This window comes from Shouchella xiaoxiensis, from assembly GCF_016907895.1.
Classification (GTDB): domain Bacteria; phylum Bacillota; class Bacilli; order Bacillales; family Bacillaceae_D; genus Shouchella; species Shouchella xiaoxiensis.
Window position 1 is genome coordinate 1 of record NZ_JAFBCV010000020.1, and the last position, 18,375, is coordinate 18,375.

At 40.0% G+C, this 18,375-nt stretch carries 21 protein-coding genes; 3 read left to right on the forward strand and 18 right to left on the reverse strand.

Annotated features, from left to right (window positions below; translation table 11 throughout):
* Positions 1-103: 103 nt before the first annotated feature.
* From JOC54_RS20810 to JOC54_RS20860, 11 genes are all read right to left on the reverse strand, one after another.
* Positions 104-1,036: an ATP-grasp domain-containing protein gene (locus tag JOC54_RS20810; RefSeq protein WP_204468879.1), complete on the reverse strand. Its 933-nt coding sequence runs from the start codon at positions 1,034-1,036 to the stop codon at positions 104-106.
* 108 nt (positions 1,037-1,144) lie between these two features.
* Positions 1,145-1,861 carry a YebC/PmpR family DNA-binding transcriptional regulator gene (locus JOC54_RS20815; protein ID WP_204468881.1) on the reverse strand — a complete coding sequence of 239 codons (717 nt, stop codon included), beginning with the start codon at positions 1,859-1,861 and terminating at the stop codon, positions 1,145-1,147.
* 82 nt (positions 1,862-1,943) lie between these two features.
* Positions 1,944-2,663 (reverse strand): hypothetical protein, encoded by a 720-nt coding sequence (locus JOC54_RS20820; RefSeq protein ID WP_204468884.1) that lies wholly within the window; start codon positions 2,661-2,663, stop codon positions 1,944-1,946.
* Positions 2,663-3,400, reverse strand: a complete 738-nt coding sequence (locus JOC54_RS20825) for a hypothetical protein (protein WP_204468886.1) — start codon at positions 3,398-3,400, stop codon at positions 2,663-2,665. Before JOC54_RS20825 ends, JOC54_RS20820 begins: the two co-directional genes overlap by 1 nt.
* A complete protein-coding gene (locus JOC54_RS20830; protein WP_204468889.1) occupies positions 3,400-4,281 on the reverse strand; it encodes an ATP-binding cassette domain-containing protein in 882 nt (293 codons plus the stop codon). The genes JOC54_RS20825 and JOC54_RS20830 overlap by 1 nt, the downstream gene beginning before the upstream one ends.
* Positions 4,278-4,664 carry a GntR family transcriptional regulator gene (locus JOC54_RS20835; protein ID WP_035420694.1) on the reverse strand — a complete coding sequence of 129 codons (387 nt, stop codon included), beginning with the start codon at positions 4,662-4,664 and terminating at the stop codon, positions 4,278-4,280. The genes JOC54_RS20830 and JOC54_RS20835 overlap by 4 nt, the downstream gene beginning before the upstream one ends.
* A 1-nt stretch (position 4,665) precedes the next feature.
* Positions 4,666-5,373 carry a hypothetical protein gene (locus JOC54_RS20840; protein WP_204468891.1) on the reverse strand — a complete coding sequence of 236 codons (708 nt, stop codon included), beginning with the start codon at positions 5,371-5,373 and terminating at the stop codon, positions 4,666-4,668.
* Positions 5,370-6,095, reverse strand: coding sequence for a hypothetical protein (locus JOC54_RS20845; protein ID WP_204468893.1), 726 nt, complete (start codon positions 6,093-6,095; stop codon positions 5,370-5,372). The genes JOC54_RS20840 and JOC54_RS20845 overlap by 4 nt, the downstream gene beginning before the upstream one ends.
* Complete coding sequence (locus JOC54_RS20850) at positions 6,067-6,975, reverse strand: ATP-binding cassette domain-containing protein (protein ID WP_204468895.1); 909 nt, start codon at positions 6,973-6,975, stop codon at positions 6,067-6,069. Before JOC54_RS20850 ends, JOC54_RS20845 begins: the two co-directional genes overlap by 29 nt.
* Before the next feature lie 131 nt (positions 6,976-7,106).
* Positions 7,107-7,412 carry a hypothetical protein gene (locus JOC54_RS20855; RefSeq protein WP_204468897.1) on the reverse strand — a complete coding sequence of 102 codons (306 nt, stop codon included), beginning with the start codon at positions 7,410-7,412 and terminating at the stop codon, positions 7,107-7,109.
* Between the two features lie 5 nt (positions 7,413-7,417).
* Positions 7,418-7,876, reverse strand: coding sequence for an NUDIX hydrolase (locus JOC54_RS20860; RefSeq protein ID WP_204468900.1), 459 nt, complete (start codon positions 7,874-7,876; stop codon positions 7,418-7,420).
* Positions 7,877-7,941: 65 nt separating this feature from the next.
* Between JOC54_RS20860 and yxiS the strand changes: the two genes are divergently transcribed.
* A complete protein-coding gene (gene yxiS, locus JOC54_RS20865; protein WP_035420699.1) occupies positions 7,942-8,232 on the forward strand; it encodes a protein YxiS in 291 nt (96 codons plus the stop codon).
* A 22-nt stretch (positions 8,233-8,254) separates the two neighbouring features.
* Here the strand turns inward: yxiS and JOC54_RS20870 are convergent, their stop codons facing one another.
* The 7 genes from JOC54_RS20870 to JOC54_RS20900 all read right to left on the reverse strand — a co-directional run bounded on the left by JOC54_RS20870 (position 8,255) and on the right by JOC54_RS20900 (position 14,681).
* A complete protein-coding gene (locus JOC54_RS20870; protein ID WP_204468984.1) occupies positions 8,255-9,013 on the reverse strand; it encodes an exodeoxyribonuclease III in 759 nt (252 codons plus the stop codon).
* Between the two features lie 102 nt (positions 9,014-9,115).
* Positions 9,116-10,252, reverse strand: a complete 1,137-nt coding sequence (locus JOC54_RS20875) for a bifunctional cystathionine gamma-lyase/homocysteine desulfhydrase (protein ID WP_204468902.1) — start codon at positions 10,250-10,252, stop codon at positions 9,116-9,118.
* The gene (locus JOC54_RS20880; RefSeq protein WP_204468904.1) at positions 10,249-11,175 is read right to left on the reverse strand and encodes a PLP-dependent cysteine synthase family protein; all 927 of its coding nucleotides are present in this window, start codon (positions 11,173-11,175) and stop codon (positions 10,249-10,251) included. Before JOC54_RS20880 ends, JOC54_RS20875 begins: the two co-directional genes overlap by 4 nt.
* A gap of 138 nt (positions 11,176-11,313) precedes the next feature.
* The gene (locus tag JOC54_RS20885; protein ID WP_204468906.1) at positions 11,314-12,312 is read right to left on the reverse strand and encodes an LLM class flavin-dependent oxidoreductase; all 999 of its coding nucleotides are present in this window, start codon (positions 12,310-12,312) and stop codon (positions 11,314-11,316) included.
* Positions 12,313-12,421: 109 nt separating this feature from the next.
* Positions 12,422-12,568, reverse strand: coding sequence for a hypothetical protein (locus JOC54_RS20890; RefSeq protein WP_157684408.1), 147 nt, complete (start codon positions 12,566-12,568; stop codon positions 12,422-12,424).
* 46 nt (positions 12,569-12,614) lie between these two features.
* On the reverse strand, positions 12,615-13,388 hold the full coding sequence (locus tag JOC54_RS20895) for a type II toxin-antitoxin system SpoIISA family toxin (RefSeq protein ID WP_204468908.1): 774 nt from the start codon (positions 13,386-13,388) through the stop codon (positions 12,615-12,617).
* 306 nt (positions 13,389-13,694) lie between these two features.
* The gene (locus tag JOC54_RS20900; protein ID WP_204468910.1) at positions 13,695-14,681 is read right to left on the reverse strand and encodes an LLM class flavin-dependent oxidoreductase; all 987 of its coding nucleotides are present in this window, start codon (positions 14,679-14,681) and stop codon (positions 13,695-13,697) included.
* 149 nt (positions 14,682-14,830) lie between these two features.
* On the opposite strand from JOC54_RS20900, the gene JOC54_RS20905 reads away from it, so the two are divergent.
* Positions 14,831-16,039 carry a GNAT family N-acetyltransferase gene (locus tag JOC54_RS20905; protein ID WP_204468912.1) on the forward strand — a complete coding sequence of 403 codons (1,209 nt, stop codon included), beginning with the start codon at positions 14,831-14,833 and terminating at the stop codon, positions 16,037-16,039.
* Positions 16,040-16,255: 216 nt separating this feature from the next.
* Positions 16,256-18,370 (forward strand): ATP-dependent Clp protease ATP-binding subunit, encoded by a 2,115-nt coding sequence (locus JOC54_RS20910; protein WP_204468914.1) that lies wholly within the window; start codon positions 16,256-16,258, stop codon positions 18,368-18,370.
* Positions 18,371-18,375: the final 5 nt, after the last annotated feature.

Sequence of the window (18,375 nt, forward strand, 5' to 3'; positions counted from 1 at the left end):
TCCCCAATTTCTACTATATTGTCTACTTGTCATTATACAAAAAAGTACCCTATAGGTAGACTTTTTTTCGTGTCTACTTTATAGGGTACATTTTAGAATGCTCTTACGCTTTAGCTTTTTGTAGCAAGGAACCTAAGTATGTGGCGATTTCAAGCATTCCAAATTGGTTCGCTTTTTCTTCTGCTTCGGAATTATAATTTGTATTTGTATTAATATCGTACGTATACAATTGGCCGTCTTTGGCGCGGATGCATTCAATTCCAGCAATCTGAATGCCGTTTGCTGCGAGCAATGCTTCATAGTTCACAAGTACAGGATCGTTGAACGTTGGATCAATGGTGAATTTGGCGCTTGGCTCTTCACCAACAGGGCAATACATGTCCTCTATTGAGCAGGCATCGGCTGGGCATAGTTCAAATCCTTCTGATGTATTTACGCGAACGGCATAAATGAATTTTCCGCCAACAAATTCACAGCGGGTAATAAATGGTTCTGGCGCTTCGATGTATTGTTGCAGCAGCGTGATTCCGTCAATTGGTTCTTCAAATTCGGTTCCTTCAGCGTAGGCTTTTAATGCTTCGGGATTTTGAAACAGTTGAACGCCAAGTCCTTTTCCTGCCCGATTATGTTTCGTAATAAAAGGGGAACCAGCAAATGACTGACTCGCTTCAATTAACTGTTCTTTACCTACCGTCACAATCGTTTTTGGCGTTTTAATATTAAATGTCTCTAACTGCATCGCTTGGACCGCTTTATTTAATTCTAAGCGCAGGGCTCTTGAATCATTAACAACAACACGGTTGTAACGTTCCAACCACGCGAGGACGGCACTTGCTAGCTCTGGTGCGAAGCGGTGGTTACGTGTATGTGACGACGCGCTCATCCGATTGTAAAAGACGCCTTCTGGAGGAACACTGCTTAAATTAAATTGTCCATTCTCTAAATGCCAGTCCTCATAGGGTATATGTAATTCATCTAAACGCGCAAATAAAGGTGCTGTCCATTCTTGATTTTCATGTATTACGTAAACCTTCATCTAAGTTGTCCTCCTTTGAAAATCTGTATCTGCTTAAATGATAGCAAGTCCTTCAATTAAGCACAATGAAAGTGCTTTAACAAAAAACTAGAAAGAGCATCGCTCTTTCTAGTTTAAGTCAACGTTATGGTAAACTTGTTGCACATCTTCCAAATCTTCAAGGGCATCGACCATTTTTTCAAATTGAGTTTGTGCCTCTTCATCCAGTGCAATCTCAGTTTGTGGCAACATTAACGTTTCTGCAATCGTAAATTCCTCGATCCCTGCTCCGCGAACCGCTTCTTGAACACGGTGAAACTGATCCGGTTCAGCATAGATAATCGTGACGTCTTCTTCTTCTAAAATGTCTTTTACGTCTACATCCGCTTCAAGCAAAAGATCAAGTGTATCTTCAGCGTTTTTTCCTTCAAAGCCGATAACTGTCGTAGCATCGAACATATACGCAACCGACCCACTGACGCCCATATTGCCACCGTTTTTGCCAAAAGCAGCGCGAACATCAGATGCAGTCCGATTGACGTTATTTGTTAAGGCATCGACAATTATCATCGAACCGTTTGGACCAAACCCTTCATAGCGCAGCTCATCATAATTCTCTTCTGCTCCACCCTTTGCTTTTTCAATCGCCCGATCAATAATCGCTTTAGGCACATTATAGGTCTTAGCACGTTCCAGCACGACTTTAAGCGCTTGATTGGCCTCAGGATCAGGTTCTCCTTGTTTCGCAGCTACATAAATTTCTCGACCAAACTTTGCATAAATACGGCTTGTATTAGCATCTTTTGACGCTTTCTTTTCTTTAATGTTATTCCATTTACGTCCCATGACAAGTCACTCTCTTTCAAAAAAGAATCTAGTTTCTTCTCAATCTATTATAGCGTAGTTTCTAGCATGTGCGTAGATCATTCTATTCAGAAGTAATCGGATTTAGTGTTGGAACTTGAATTTCTAAATCAGCTGGAATTTGAATATGAATCCCTTGTTTATACGCTTTGGACGGCCGCTCGTAGAAAAAACCGTCTTCTGAAACATCGATCTTTACTGCTTCTTCCATTATTTCTTCATTTAAAGAATCTCCTCTAAAGGTGGATGTAATAAATGAAGGTTTAAACAAATTCACTTCGGTTGGATCATGGTCGTCATGTCCAATGTGTAAAACATGGTTCGTTTCTTCCCATTCATCTGTGTAATAAGAAACATAGAAAGGCTCACTGCGGTCTTCTGCGTCGTACTGATAAACACGCATCTCGTTGTCTAAGTCCGCAACTCGCTCAATATACAGCAAGGATAAAGAAAAATTGTACGTCTCAATTAAAAGCGGTGATGGATCACCTAATTCGATTGTCTCTTCCTTTCGCAAATAGGAAGATGGATCGCTATCAATTTCTAATTCTGCAAGATTAAAAAAGTCTTCTGTTAGCTCTTCATATTCCACTGGGAAAAAGTTCGTCTCCATCTCCTTGCCTGGCATTAAATAATAGAGGATGGGGCTTAGTAAAAACAGTAGCAACACAACAATATACACATACGTATGAATGTTCCACCGGGTTAGGTTTTTAGCGAGCAAAAAAACAACAGCAAAAAGAGCGATGATGAAAAGCGGCAGAAAAAGTGTCGCAAAAAACATTAGCGCTGCACCTCCTTTTTTGCTGCCGGAATGAATCCTAACGCAAATAAAGCGAAACAAAGCCCGCCTAGTTTTAGACTGAACAACCACGGGTTTGATTCAGTTAAAAACAGATCGAAAAAAAATGTAAATGTCTCTTCAATAAAATGTGTTTGAGCTTGGTCGTACGTATCTAGTGTAAAAAGGCCATAAAAGAACAAGCAAAACAATGCAACAATTCCAACTAAAAACGCAGGTTTCCACTGTACAAATAACGTGCTGGTCATCACGACTGTGGCAAGAAGTAAATAGTAGAACAGCGTTGTTCGGAACTCCAACCACTGTCCAGCAAACGTAAGCGTATACTCATTTTCATAAACCGTTGCGGTAACGGACATGATGGTTCTCTGGGCAAATGGAGCAAGTGCAAACAGCAAGGCAGACAGCGTGCTGTAAATCATCACCCAGATATATGCACTGCACACTTCTACAAATCCATTCGTCACAAAGAAGAGCGACTGTTCTCGTTGTTTTGCTAAATTGATTAAAATAGCGAAATAAAAAATGGAAAGAAATGTGAACGTAAACATGGTATCGGATGAATAATACTTAATATAATAAAGATCTTGATACTCCATTGAAGTAGTCAGAAACGTAAAAGCAAAGCCAATTAGTTGAAGGATGAAAGCAGTCATAAAGATCTGGCGATAAACGCTGCCTTTAAAAATAGTCTGTGACAGAACATGCTTGAGGAACATCATGAACCTCCTTTTGCTACTGAATCACTTAAATAGCGAAAGAGATCGGTTATTGCGACTTTTGATTGAGTTAATGAGTGGGGTAAAACGTTGCTTTTCTCAATGTCCTCAGTCAATACAACTGAATAAGCAAGACGTTCATCAAAAACTTCCGTATACAAAACCGTTTTATTTGCAATGTAAGCGAAGACGGCCTCTTTTGATCCAGAAATACCAGTTGCGTACTGCTCCGCTCTTTCTTTTGATAAAGATAAAAGCAGTTGACCGTTATTCATATAAAGGATGTGGTCAAGAATTGCGTCTATTTCGTTTAAATGATGACTTGAAACGAGAAATAAGCGCGGTTTTTGTAGATTACTTTTTAATAAGGCACGATGAAATCCTTCTCTTGTTGGACCGTCCATCCCGTTTGTTGGTTCGTCAAGTAAGGTAATCGGACAGTGTGAACAGATGCCAAGTAAGCTGCGAACCAGACTTTGTTTTCCTTTTGACAGTTGTGAAACAGCAGAGGGGTAGGAAATATCAAAATAATCAAGTAGTCGTTCAGCAAGCTCCTGATCCCAGCCTTCGTAGGAACGATTTGCTTGAAGAAATAGGTCTTTTACCGTAGTCGTTTGGCCGATCGGTGTTGCATGATTAATGAAAATAAGCTGTTCTGCGGCGGCAAGTGATTGGAAAGGTGCATGACCATTAATCTCAATCTGCCCACCTGATGGCTTTAATTGACCAGCAATTAATTTTAGTAAGGTTGTTTTGCCAGCGCCATTTGCGCCAACAAGACCAACAATTGCAGGTTGGTTTAATGTTAGGTTAGTCTTATGAATGACGCGCTTTTTTCCAAACTCCTTCTTTATTTGCTCCACTTTTATGAGTGCATTCACTTTGGTCCCTCCTCCCTTTCCTGCATCATTGTCTCAATGAGCTCCATCAGTTCTTTTTTACTCACTCCTAGCTGATTTGCCTCTGTTAACAGCTGCTCAATTAAACGCATTAAGGAACCCTCTCTTCGCTTTGTTTGAATTCGAATTGCCGCATGATCCGCTACAAACATCCCAAGCCCTCTCTTTTTATACAAAATGTCGTCTTCAAGCAATAGCGTTAAGCCTTTAGCAGCTGTTGCAGGATTCACCGTAAACATTTCCGCAAGCTGATACTGTGAATAAATTTTGTCATCTACTTGAAAGCTACCAGTTACGATTTCACCTTCAAGCCAATCCGCTATTTGGACATAGATCGGTTTATTTGTATCACCGGATAACAGCACGTTACTGCGCCTCCTTTATGATAAAAAGCTCCGTACCCGCGACCTTGATATCTATATGTGCCGGCACACGAATGTCAATGAAGCTTTGTCCATAGCCCATCCCCGACGAACTGACGCTGATAAAAAAATCTTCTGAACGTTGATCGGAATTGAATTGAGATGAATAAAGATTTTCGCCAATTTGCACAAGCTGAATTAGGTCGGTTGACTGCGAGATTGTTAACTCACCTTGCTTGTATTTAACCGAAAGAGCAGGTAAATATTCACTTTTTAATTGAGCAGTGCCATCAAATGAGACATACTGATACTCGCTAACTTCAATCTGATTGATGGAATGGTCTTTAGTAATCACGAACTGGGCACCAAAATAGTCGTTCGTTTGAACGTCTGTAATTTGCAAATCGCTTCCTTCTAGCGTAAAGCTTTGCTTATTAACAAGAAAAGTGGAGTCGGTCACCCGGTCTTGCTCAACTAAATCTGTTTGGAACTGGTGATAAGCTTGTTCTAGCTTATAAGAACTGGTCGATTCTACCTCAATCGTCTCTTTTGGTAGAAAGTAAAACAAAGGAATCGAAAGTAAAAGCACACTTACATAGATGACTGCTCCTCCGTATCCGAATAAAAGTGATCGGTTTCCTCGTTGTTTATAAAGAATGAGGCTTACTATAAATAAAGATCCGAAAATGAAAAAAACGAACCAACCATTCATGACGCCACCTCTTCCTTATTCAGTAGAGCCATTGCTCCAAGTAAAAGAAGAATGGAGATACCGATCGTTTTTATAAAAAATATAACTGGATGATTTTCAATCATAAAGAATATAAGGATATTACTGAACAAAGTAGGAAACAAAATAAACGGAAAGATAAGCAGGCTAATAAAAAAACGACTTATCTGAATTAAACTACTGATAAAATAGCCCAACGCACTAATTAAAATAAAATAGGTTAAAGCAACACCAAAACTAAGTAAAAAACCGCTAACCGATGTGAAATTTGATGGTAAGTCTGAATGAATAACGGCAGAATAACTCGTATAAAAAAATATGCTTGTGAGGTAAGGGGTCGCGATCGACGTAGTCGTTGCAATAAAGCAAAGCGCCAATAAGTATAAGAAAGCTGAATAATGCTCTGTTCTTGTTGTGCGAACGTAGGCAAAAAAGTGTCTCCGCTGTGATTGAAGCGAAAGCAAAAAGGAGACTAAACCAATCGCTAGCAATGATAAGGAGAAAGTTACGTTCGTAGATGCATAGGATTCAACCAATCCTCCATTAATATTAAACGAGTTGTCTGCCCCAAAAAACATAATCGCTAAGCCAATTAGCTGAAAAAACAGCAAATAATAAACTAAATGAAGCTGTGTCCGAACACGGTAACGAAAAAGTTGTTTTGTATTTTGCCAATCACTCGTTGTTGCTTGTTTCGAAGACATCCTCTACCCGTCCCTTCTTCTTCATGCTATATAGATTACACACTTCTTTAACGCTCATTGGTTGGATTTTTAACCCTTTTGCTTCGATTTTCCACAACGCATTTTCAGACAAGGAATGTTCAATATAGCTTGTTGTGTAGAGAAAGTCGGCGGATGTTTCCGTTGCAATTGTGTTGTACGGTTCTACAAAGGAAAGAACATCATCGGTTTTGCCAGATACCTTCAGTCCGAGCTTGTTTATTTCTTCTAAAGAGTGGTGAAATACGCGCTTACCTTTGTTTATTAATAAAATCGAATCAAGTAAATTCTCTGTTTCCTCAATGTAGTGAGTTGACATTAGAACAAAACGGGGGTGTTCAACAAATTCTTTTAATAGGCATTTATGAAACATCACTCGCGTTTTTTCATCCATACCGGTTGTTGGTTCATCAAGCAGCAGTAAGGGTGTTCGGACAGCAAATGCGAAAATCGCTCGTGCCACGCTCGCCTGACCCGTTGATAAACGATAGTATTTTGCATCTACGGATAATGAAAAGTACTCGCAATACGAATAAGCAATGTCTCGGTTGAAGTTTGGATAAAAGGACGCCAAGTCCGTAAAAATATCACGAATGCAATGGTCATATGGAAAGAAAAGATCTTCGTGACTAAAGTAAGTGGCAGAAGAAGCAGCTAGTGATTGGAAAACAGACTCGCCTTCCCACAAGCTCTCTCCAGCTGTTGGTTTTAAATGACCTGCGATGACGTTTAGCAACGTTGTTTTTCCTGCGCCATTTGCACCGACTAAACCAGTTATTGACGGTTCATTAATTGTAAATGAGATGTCCTCCATTCTCGTTTTTTTCCGCTTTCGATACGATGCTTTTTTAACTTCAATCATCCAAATCCTCCGTTCGTAACATAGTACATTACTGTTGTAATGTAGTATATTTCAAAATCCTATTCTTGGCAACAAAAAAAGTTGCCTCAAAAGCAACTTTTTAAAAAATTTTTACATTTTAAAACTGGTAGTTACAGTTGATACTTAGTGAAATCCTCTTCCTTTATCTCTGATCGATCAATTACGATTGATTCAAATTGGCGATACAACGACTGGATCTCTTTTTCTTGGTTGATGAACGTTATGCTGCTTTGATACACTTCTTCAGATTCGTAGATGGAGAGCTCAATCCATTTTGTGCGATCTTTATTGCTGTTTAAGTGAGTCGACTGATAGCGTATGTACTTATTGTAAAGCCGCTTTGCTTGTTGCTGAATGTAAAGATACTCGTCTACTTTATCTAGTGAAATATGGTATTGATACATTTTAACAAACATTCTGCTCAACTCCTTACGTGATTAACTAGGTAGGTTTCATAATAATCTTTCGTTTCTGAATGCGTTAATTGGCTCATGATGTCTTCTCGCTTTATAACATGGATGGCTTTAATTTCCTCGTCATTTGCTGTTAATTCATCTAAGCGTCCTTGAAAAGCAACAATGTAAAAATAGGTTTTTTGCGTGAGAAAACCGATCTGGTTTGCTACTTTAGTAGGGAATGTAAAGGTTAATGGCTGTTCAATTGCTGCCACGGGTTCATAAGCATCACTACCTGTTTCCTCGTATAGCTCTCTAAATAGCGCTTCCTCCAACCGTTCATTTGCTTGAATACCACCTTTAACAAAATCAATTTCTGGTGCGCGATAAACTTTCCCATTCACGGTTTCAATTGTTTGTTTTTCTACAACAATTAGCTTGTCTGAATCAACTAGAATCACTGCACCGACAGCTTTGCGTTCCATTTCTATTCAACTCCTTAGCAGTATGATAGGATAAACAATGTAATAAGGAAAAGGAGTGATCCCCCTTGAACGATCAAAATGAACTAGAAAAGAAAATTATTGATACGTACCAGCAAGAAGAAGCGATGATGATTTTAATTTTTGCACAATGGTGTGTAAACAATGAAATTGACCCATTTTCGTTCTACCAGAGCGTTTATCCAGATCAAGTCAATAATCCGGAGCTTCAGCGAGCGTTGGACCTCACTGTTTCAAAAGATGAGGCTGAACCTATTGATACGAATACGGTTTGTCAGGTGCTGCAGTATTTTGGTAATGAAGAACTGGCTTATGCAGTTGCTCAATCTAAAAAATAAGACTAGCTAAATCAAGCTAGTCTTATTTTAGTTGAAGCTGAAGTTCAACGGGACAATGATCACTCCCATACGTATTTGCATGGATTTTTGCATCAAGCAAATCTTCTGCAAGCTGATTTCCGACTAAGAAATAATCAATACGCCAGCCAATGTTACGATCACGTACACCAGGCATATAAGACCACCATGTGAACGCCTCATCTTCTTCAGAGTAAAAATAGCGATACGTATCAATAAAGCCAGCTTGAAGCAACTCTTCAAAATGGTGCCGCTCTTCATCAGTAAACCCAGCGTTGCCAATATTGGCCCGATCGTTTTTGACATCCTTTTCCGTATGGGCAACATTTAAATCACCACAGAATATGACCGGTTTATCTTGATTTAAACGAGATAGATAGGCTCGTGCCTGTTTTTCCCATAGAATTCGATAGGGAAGACGAGTTAAATCACGTTTTGAATTGGGTGTGTACATTGTGACAACATAATAATGATCGTATTCAAGCGTAATGACACGCCCTTCAAGATCTTCCATTTCCTCACCAATACCGTGAACAACGGAAAGCGGTTTATGTTTAGTAAAAATAGCCGTACCTGAGTAGCCTTTACGCTCAGCGTAGTTCCAGAATTGATAATAACCTGGCAATTCTAGTTCAATTTGACCTTCTTGTAGTTTTGTTTCTTGTAAACAAAAGAAATCAGCATCAACACTGTGAAAGAAATCTAAGAAACCTTTTTTCACGCATGCTCGAATTCCGTTTACGTTCCATGAGATACATTTAATCATCTAACTATACTCCTTTAATCGGTCATTCTCACCTAGTGTAGCATTGTTTTACTTAGTAGACGACAAAAAGAGACTACGATTTCGTAATCTCTAGTTTGATTATTTATGAGTTAAGGCAATTTCCAAGTCTTCCGCTAAATCTTCAACATCTTCTAATCCGACAGAAATTCGAATGAGCGAATCCGTGATCCCCAATTGTTCTCGTCTGTCTTTTGGAATTGAAGCATGTGTCATTTTAGCGGGAATTGAAATGAGACTTTCAACAGCCCCTAAACTTTCAGCAAGGGTAAAATAATGGGTATTGTTTGTTGTGTTTAAAGCAATTTCTTCAGATAATACGGTAAATGAAATTATTCCTCCGTATCCTCTTGCTTGCAAAGCATGTATGGCATGGCCTGAATGCTTCACTAGGCCTGGGTAATAGACCTTGGTCACACTCGGATGACTTTGCAAAAATTTAACAAGCTGCCTTGAACTTGTTTCAATTTCTTCCATGCGGATCCCTAACGTTTTTATCCCCCGCATCAGTAACCAGCTATCACTTGGACCTAGTACTGCTCCCGTTGCATTTTGTATATAACCTAGTTGCGATGCAAGCGAGGAATCTTTTACGATGACAGCTCCAGCGACCACATCGCTATGTCCACCTAGATATTTCGTTGCGCTATGAAGAACAATGTCTGCCCCGAGACGTAAAGGATTCTGCCAATACGGTGTAGAGAACGTATTATCGACAATAGTTAGCAGCTGATGATGTTTAGCTAACTCTGTTACTTTAAATAGATTCGTTACTTTTAAGAGAGGATTTGTCGGCGTTTCTAGGAAAATGGCTTTCGTTTCAGGAAGAATCGCGGCTTCGAGTGCAAGTAAGTCAGTCGTATCAACAAACGAGACGTGAATACCTTCTTTATGCAGAACGTTCGAGAATAGTCGGTAAGTTCCTCCATAAACATCATCTGTTACAACTATGTGATCTCCTTGCACGAAAAGTTTCATAACCGCTGTAATCGCAGCCATTCCTGAAGAAAATGCAAAACCGTCCGTGCCATATTCAATATCTGCAAGGAGTTCTTCCAGCGCACTTCTAGTCGGATTTCCTGTTCGTGCATATTCATAGATAAAGTTGCCAATGCCATCTTGCTTAAAAGTGCTAGCTAATTGAATTGGCTGTGTCACTGCACCAGTCGTTGAATCAAACCCTCTGCCCCCATGAATCAACTTCGTTTTTTGTCTCAATCGATTTCCTCCTCATAGATCCCTTTGCTTAAGTACCGTTCTCCCCCGTCTGGAAAAACCGTTACAAGAATCGAATTGGGTGGTGCTTTACTAGCCTCCTGTAATGCGGCATCTAAGGCAGCGCCAGAGGAGCTTCCAACAAGCAAGCCCGCTTTTTTAGCGAGTTCTCTTGTTCGCCTAAAAGCCGTTCGATCAGAAATTGTATATACACCATCGAACCATTCTTGATTGACGAATGTTGGGATAAATTCCATTCCGATTCCTTCTGTTCGATGTGGTCCAACCGTCCCACCATTTAAGATCGATCCTTCTGGTTCTACAATGACGGTACGAATGTTTATATTTAATTCCTTTAAGTATCGTGCAGTCCCCGTAAAGGTGCCACCTGTTCCACCTCCAGCTATGAAAGTCGTGATGGGCTGATCAACCTGCCTCACAATCTCTGGTCCTAATGATTCGTAATACGTAATTGGGTTAACTGGATTATGAAACTGCTGTGGGCAATACGCATCTTTCATTTCTAGTTCAAGCGCCAGAGCATGGGCAATTGCGCCTTTAATACCAAGTTCTGTAGGTGTATGAATTACGGTTGCACCTAACGCACGCATGATTTGCTGCTTTTCAATACTAAACGAGGCAGGAACAACACAAATAACGTTAACATCAGTCCCAATTGCGGCAAGAGCGAGTGCAATCCCTGTATTTCCCGCTGTTGGTTCGATTAATGTACCTTTTTTGGTGATTTTCCCCTTATCGATTGCTTCTTGCATCAAGCGAAGGCCTAGGCGATCTTTTATACTTCCACCAGGGTTCATGAATTCAAGTTTGGCAAATAGACGAACATGATTTGGTAAAGCAAACGAAGTCAATTCAATCATTGGCGTTTGACCAATTAGCTCATGGACATGACGATAACGATTCATTGATTCTAGCTCCTCGCTTTTTCATTTGATCTTGTAGCTTATGCTATTGTATTGTGTTTGTGCCTAGTTTTTACTTGATAATACGGTAAGTGAAATTAATATAAACATAAAAAAACGCTTAGCTAGTTAGCCAAAGCGTTATAAGGATACAAGTTGCGGATAAATTTCTGTTAGCAAGCGATAAGAATGCAGTCGATCTCGTAGCTCTGGTGCATGGGTTAACACCATTAATTCATCCAGCTGGAGTGATTCAGCGATGTCATCAAGGCGCTTCTTGACGTATGCTTTGTCGCCAACAATTGCCTCATTTAATTGCTGTTCCATCGTATCTTGCGTCGCTTCACTTAATTGCTTCACTAAATACGCGGTCTCTGCTACCGTTGGAATTGCCAAGAGCGGTTCCTGCGTTTGATTAAATGCCTGCCATACAAGAACAGACCGATACAATTCTCGCGCTTTTTCAGTTGTATCAGCGCAAAGAACCGATACACAGGCAAAAGCTTGTCCCTGCTTCCTTTGACTCCTGTAATGGCCGATAACATGATGATCATCTTCAGTATTCATAAAATGACCGTATACATAATTTAATCGATGTTTTGCTGCTAAATCAGCACTTTTCTTTGATGTTCCTAGCATATAAACTGCTGGTGCTTCAAAAGGAACAGGTGCTGCTTTAAGTGAATGATAGCGATGATCACTTGGGAAATCTCGGCGAATAAAATGCATTAACTCCTCGATTCGATCATCCATTGAGGCAATTCGTTCTATAAAATTTCCTGACAATGCTTCCGACGCTTCGGCTGATCCACCAGGTGAACGACCTAACCCCAAGTCCACTCTTCCAGGAAATAAGTTACTAAGCATATTAAAACTTTCAGCTACTTTATAGGGAGCATAATGTGGCAAAAGAATGGCTCCAGCACCTAAACGAATTGAGTTTGTCTTTGCGCCAATATACGCTAGTAAAATTTCAGGTGTTGGTGATAAAAGCCCTTGGAGATCATGGTGTTCCGCGATCCAATAACGACTATAGCCTAAGCTTTCTGCAGCTAAAGCGAGATCGGCAGTTTCTTTTAAAGCAATTTCATTTGTTGTTTCACTCGAGCGCGGTACTTGATCGAGGATACTGAGCTTCATCCGATCGAACCTACTTTCATAAGATGTTCCTATTACCGTATCGAATTTAGTCGAATTAAGCAAACAATACCCTCTTAAAGTACGCAAATCGCGGTTAATCCATCCTCTTTTAGCGTCTTCCTTTTTTCGTATCCTTTTTCCAATTTTTAAATAGCTGAATCGCTTCTTTGTTTTTCTTTTGTAAATTGGTTGTAAAAGGAGACGTTGCAAATGCTGGTAGCACACTATCAGTGGATTTCTTGGATGTTTTTTTCATTCTTTCACCCACTCAACCAAGTTATGATACCTTACCTTATTCTTGTTCAATTTAAATGGTGCGCCTGACTATGCTGGTCTTCACCATCTTCTCCACCTGAAGATAATAAATCATAAATTGCCACGAGTGTCGCAAACAACAGCGCATCAAATTCCGTTAACCGTTCTTCTGACGAGAGCTTAATGATATGATGCTCCCCTTGCAAGATAACAGGAATAAAGATCAGTTTATCTTTTTCACCGTAATACACATCTTGACGCTCGAGTGTTGCACTGACAGCAGAGCGATCTTTGAAATGAATCAACAAATGATCCTTATCACCTTTCGTTACATAGGGAAACACACTAGCCTCCACTTCCGTTTTCTCTGCAAATCTCATTAGAATTTCCCTCACACCGGTAATATATGCACGATGCCCCCCGTAATAGACGTTAATGGAGTCACTTTTTAATAATCGAAAAAAAGCCAACAGTCTTTTTTGTTGATTTTGCAAGACTTCATCGTTCGCTTCGATTAACTGTCCTGTATCGATTGTAAAGACATTTGATCCAAACCGTTTTACATACGCACTTAAGAAAACAAATGCATCAATTACAGCAAATAAACAAGCGACAATTAAATAGTGCTGCCAATTCTCAAAGAGGCTTTCAGGATGAAGTGTCCAACTTAGTGCAGCACCAATGACAAACGCAGCGTACCAGCATTTACGAATAAGAGGAAGACGTCTCTTTGTTGCCTCCTCCCATTTCCATGAAGCAAATACATAAAAAACGAGACCTACTACGATTAGCCAAACAAATAGTTGATAGATCAGTATCATAAGTGACTAACCCCCCTAAAGACCGTTTTTAAAGTATATGATGGCAAGCTTTAAAAAAGTGTCAGATTTAGTTGGGAAATAAATAAGAAAAAGCGAAGTTTGAAAGCGTTGAATTCCAATCCAGGCGAAAGCATGACATGGAGGAACGGTTGAGCCTCAGCAGTCTTTGTTAAGCTAAGTCAGAAAAACTTCCACTAACATCCTGTTTCAACGAAAAAAGCTAGTGCGAAACAAAACCCATCCAAAAAAAGCGGAAGGTTTTTATTTAAACCTTCCGCTTTTGAGACAGCTTATACTTCCTTCAGTTCACCAAGCTTCAGCAATCCGTTTAAATGAATCGATTTGTTTCTCTTCGTCGTAAATTGTCGATTGAATCATCACTTCATTCACTTTTGTTTGATTAGCAAATTGTTTTAATTCCTCAGCAACAGCAGCGCCTTCTCCAATAAAAGATCCCCCAAGCTGTTCCATCACCATTTGTTTCTCGTATGCTGTCCATTCTTGATCCATGTTAGTGAGGGCCGGCTGTAACTTGCCTGGTCGATTGCGTATCATTGAAAGAAACTGCTGGTAAAGTGAAGATGCTAGAACCTCAGCTTCCTCTTGAGATGCCGCTGCAATACCATTGACCGCAACCATACTGTATGGTTCTGATAACACGTCAGAAGGTTTAAAGGTATCCCGATAAACATTTAATGCGGGAACAATATTTTTAGGAGAAAAATGACCAGCAAATGCAAACGGTAAGCCTAACTCCCCTGCCAGTTGAGCGCTAAAGCCACTAGAACCAAGTAACCAAACAGGGACAACTTCCCCTTCACCCGGAAATGCGCGAACACGTTTTGTCGCACTTTCTGGCTGGAAGTACTGCCGTAACTCTTCAACTAGCTCTGGAAATTCATTCGCGGTTTGACCGTGGCGTCGCAATGCTTGCGCCGTTAGCTGATCTGTCCCTGGCGCACGACCCAGACCTAAATCAATTCGGTTCGGAAAAAGAGCTGCAAGTGTCCCGAATTGTTCAGCGATTACAAGTGGTGCGTGGTTAGGCAACATAATGCCACCAGATCCAACACGTATTTTTGAAGTTGCTTGTGCGATTTGACCAATTAAAACAGCTGTGGCGGAACTGGCAATGCCAGGCATATTGTGGTGTTCCGCAACCCAAAAACGATGGTAACCGTATGTTTCGAGCGCTTGCGCACTGGCAATTGATTGTCTTAACGCTTCGCCAATTGATTTCCCTTCACGCACAGGAGCTAAATTTAAAGCCGATAGTTTTATATCTTGATTCATACATATCATCCTTTTAATTTTGTCGAATGCTATTATTGTAGCGGTGCTTCTACCGAAGTTCAATTCAAACGATTTGACTCTGCTTCACTGATTGATTAAAATGACTGATAATCAGTCAGTGAATTTTATGAGTGGAAGCAGGGATTTTTATGAGTCAAAACCGAAAAGATCAACTTACATTACAGCAAGTCACAAATGAACACGCCGATGATTCAATCGACTTACTTAAGTATGTATTTCAAGTAACAAATCAAGATGTATCGCAAATTGGCAAGTCACAAATGGCTTTATGGAAAAAACCAATTTTTGAAGAATGTTCTGTTTTAGGATGGTTCTCAAACAATAAATTAATTTCACAAATGGTCGTTTATCCATTCTCCGTTAATATCCACGGTCGCGCCTATAAAATGGGTGGGGTTACGGGAGTCGGAACTTATCCAGAATACGCCGGACTTGGATTAATGAATGATTTAATGAAGCAAAGCTTAACGACAATGAAAGAGCGGGGACAAACGATCTCTTATTTATTCCCCTACTCTATTCCTTATTATCGCAAAAAAGGCTGGGAAATAGTCTCTGATGTCATTTCTTATTCTGTCCGAGACACACAAATTCCAAAACCATCGGCTGTTCCTGGACGGATCGAGCGCGTATCCTTTCATCATCGGGATATTAAGAAAACCTACAATGACTTTTCCAAAAAAGAGAATGTAGCCATGATTCGAAATGATATTGCTTGGGATGAGCATTTTAAATGGGAGCGGGATGAATTAACAGCATGTGTCTATTACGATCAAGATGAAAACCCTTTAGGTTACATGTACTACAAAGTGGAAAATGAAACGTTTTATGTGAAAGAAATGATTTATACAAATGAGGAGGCGCGCCGAGGCATTTGGAACTTTATTGGCGCTCATTTTTCAATGGTTTACCACGTGAAAGGTAAAATCTTTAGGAATGAACCACTGTCCTTCTTTCTAGAAGACGGGGAAATTGAAGAACGCATATCTCCTTACTACATGGCTCGCATCGTTGATTTAAAAGAGTTCTTACGTCATTACCCTTTCACTTCACAAGCAAGTAAACCACTAACATTATCTGTAAGTGATCCGATTTTAGAGTGGAATACCGGTACGTTTACATTATCTTTTTCCGGGGAACAAACCATTACAGAAGATCAACCTGGTCAAGCAATCGATGTACAAACAGATATTCAGACGCTCGTAACGCTACTGCTAAATTACAAACGTGCAAAGGACTTAAAAGCGATTGGTCGTATTGAAGCATCGGATGAAACGATTGCTTATTTAGAAGCCATCATTCCAGACAACCACCCTTGGTTCTCTGATTATTTTTAAGCAGCTTGACAAGAAAACAATGAAGTGATAATCTGATTTTCCTGACCAACTAACATGATTTTAATAAGCAGATAACTTGCTTAGTCAGGAATGGTCAATTATAATATCAGTATAAATAACAGCTATCCTACTTAGATAGCTGTTGCTTTTAAAGCATTTGGTCAAATATAGTCAAAGTCAATATCAAACAAATTATTCTCAAGGAGGAATTCACTTATGAAATGTCAACATTGTCAAAATCGTGAAGCCGTTGTTTCGTTAAATATTGTTTTAAATCAGCATAAAAAACAAATCGCTTTATGTGATTCCTGCTTTCACGATATAAAAGAAGAAAATGGTTCCACCAATCAAATGCAGTCTATGTTTCAATCCTTCATGGGGGAACAAAACCAACAGCAAACAACAAACACAAGAGAACAAGAGCAAGACGATCAACCAGATTTTATCAAACAGTTTGGTCGTAATTTATCCGATGACGCACGTCGAGGAGCGATTGATCCCGTTATTGGTCGCGATGAAGAAGTTGAACGTGTGATCCAAGTGTTAAGCAGACGTACGAAAAACAATCCTGTATTAATCGGTGAAGCCGGGGTCGGTAAAACAGCAATAGCTGAAGGCCTTGCTTTACGTATCGTTGAGGGCAAAGTTCCTAGTAAATTAATGAACAAGCAGATCTTCTCACTCGATTTCGCTTCACTTGTCGCTGGCACTAGTTATCGTGGTCAGTTTGAGGAGAGAATGCAGCAGTTAATTGATGAAGTCAGCGAACGTGATGACTTGATTCTTTTCATTGATGAACTTCATATGATGGTCGGTGCTGGTGCATCTGGCGAGGGCAATATGGATGCAAGCAATTTATTAAAACCTGCCCTTGCCCGCGGAAATATGCAGTTAATAGGTGCAACTACACTGTCTGAATACCGTAAGATTGAGAAAGACGCTGCACTTGAACGTCGCTTTCAGCCTGTTTCTGTCAAAGAGCCAACGGTCGATCAAGCCGTTCAGATCTTACAAGGACTTAAAAACGTTTATGAAACGTATCACGGCGTACGTTATTCAGATGAAGTGATTGAAGCAAGCGTTAAGCTTTCCGATCGCTACATTCAAGATCGTTTTTTACCGGACAAAGCGATTGATTTGCTCGATGAAGTAGGGTCTCTTCTCTCATTAACGACAGACACAACAGACAAAGCAACGCTTGAACAACGACTTGCTACAATTCAAGCACAAAAACAAACGGCAACTAAAAAAGAAGATTATGAACAAGCAGCCTCTTTGCGTGATGAAGAAGTTCAAATTAAAGAGCAGCTGAATGCTGCAGCATCTGAACTTGAACCAATTACTGTTCGCATTGAAGATATTCAAGCACTAATTGAACGCCAGACTGGTATCCCTGTACAAAAGCTACAAAAAGCTGAGCAGAAAAAAATGAAAGATTTAAGCACTCGATTAGCTGCTAAAGTGATTGGTCAGGATGATGCCGTTTCAAAAACAGCTAAAGCTGTAAAACGTAGTCGCGCTGGCTTAAAGGCGGGTAACCGTCCGATCAGCTTCTTATTTGTAGGGCCAACCGGCGTTGGTAAAACGGAGTTAACTAAACAACTTGCACAAGAAGTATACGGTAAAAAGGAAAGCATGATTCGCTTTGATATGAGTGAATTCATGGAAAAGCATGCTGTTTCCAAATTGATTGGGTCTCCCCCTGGTTATGTTGGACATGAAGAAGGTGGCCAATTAACCGAACGAGTACGTCGCAATCCGTATAGCATCATTTTGCTAGATGAGATTGAAAAAGCCCATCCGGATGTTCAGCATATCTTCTTGCAAATTATGGAGGATGGTCACTTAACCGATAGTCATGGTCGAACGGTATCGTTTAAAGATACGATGGTTATTATGACCTCAAATGCCGGTGTGGGCACAGCAAAGCCTGCTCTTGGCTTTCAACCTGAACAGCAAAAGACACTTGGCATCCTTGAAAGTTTAAAAGATTATTTTAAACCTGAGTTCCTAAACCGCTTCGATGCCTTAATTGAATTTAATCAGTTAGATGAAGCAAATCTTGTTCAAATTGTTGATGTCATGCTTGATGACCTTCGCTCTCGCTTAGCGACTCAAGGCATTAGCTTGGAGGTTAGTAAAGAAGCAAAAGTACTCTTAGCTAAAAAAGGCTATCACCCTGCTTTCGGTGCCCGTCCGTTAAGACGCGTCATTCAAGACACGATTGAAGACGATATTACCGATTTATTGATTGATTTCGATTCAGTTAGTCACATTATTGTTGAGACAGAACAGGACGAACTCGTTATAAAACAACCTGTTACCGTTTAATAAAA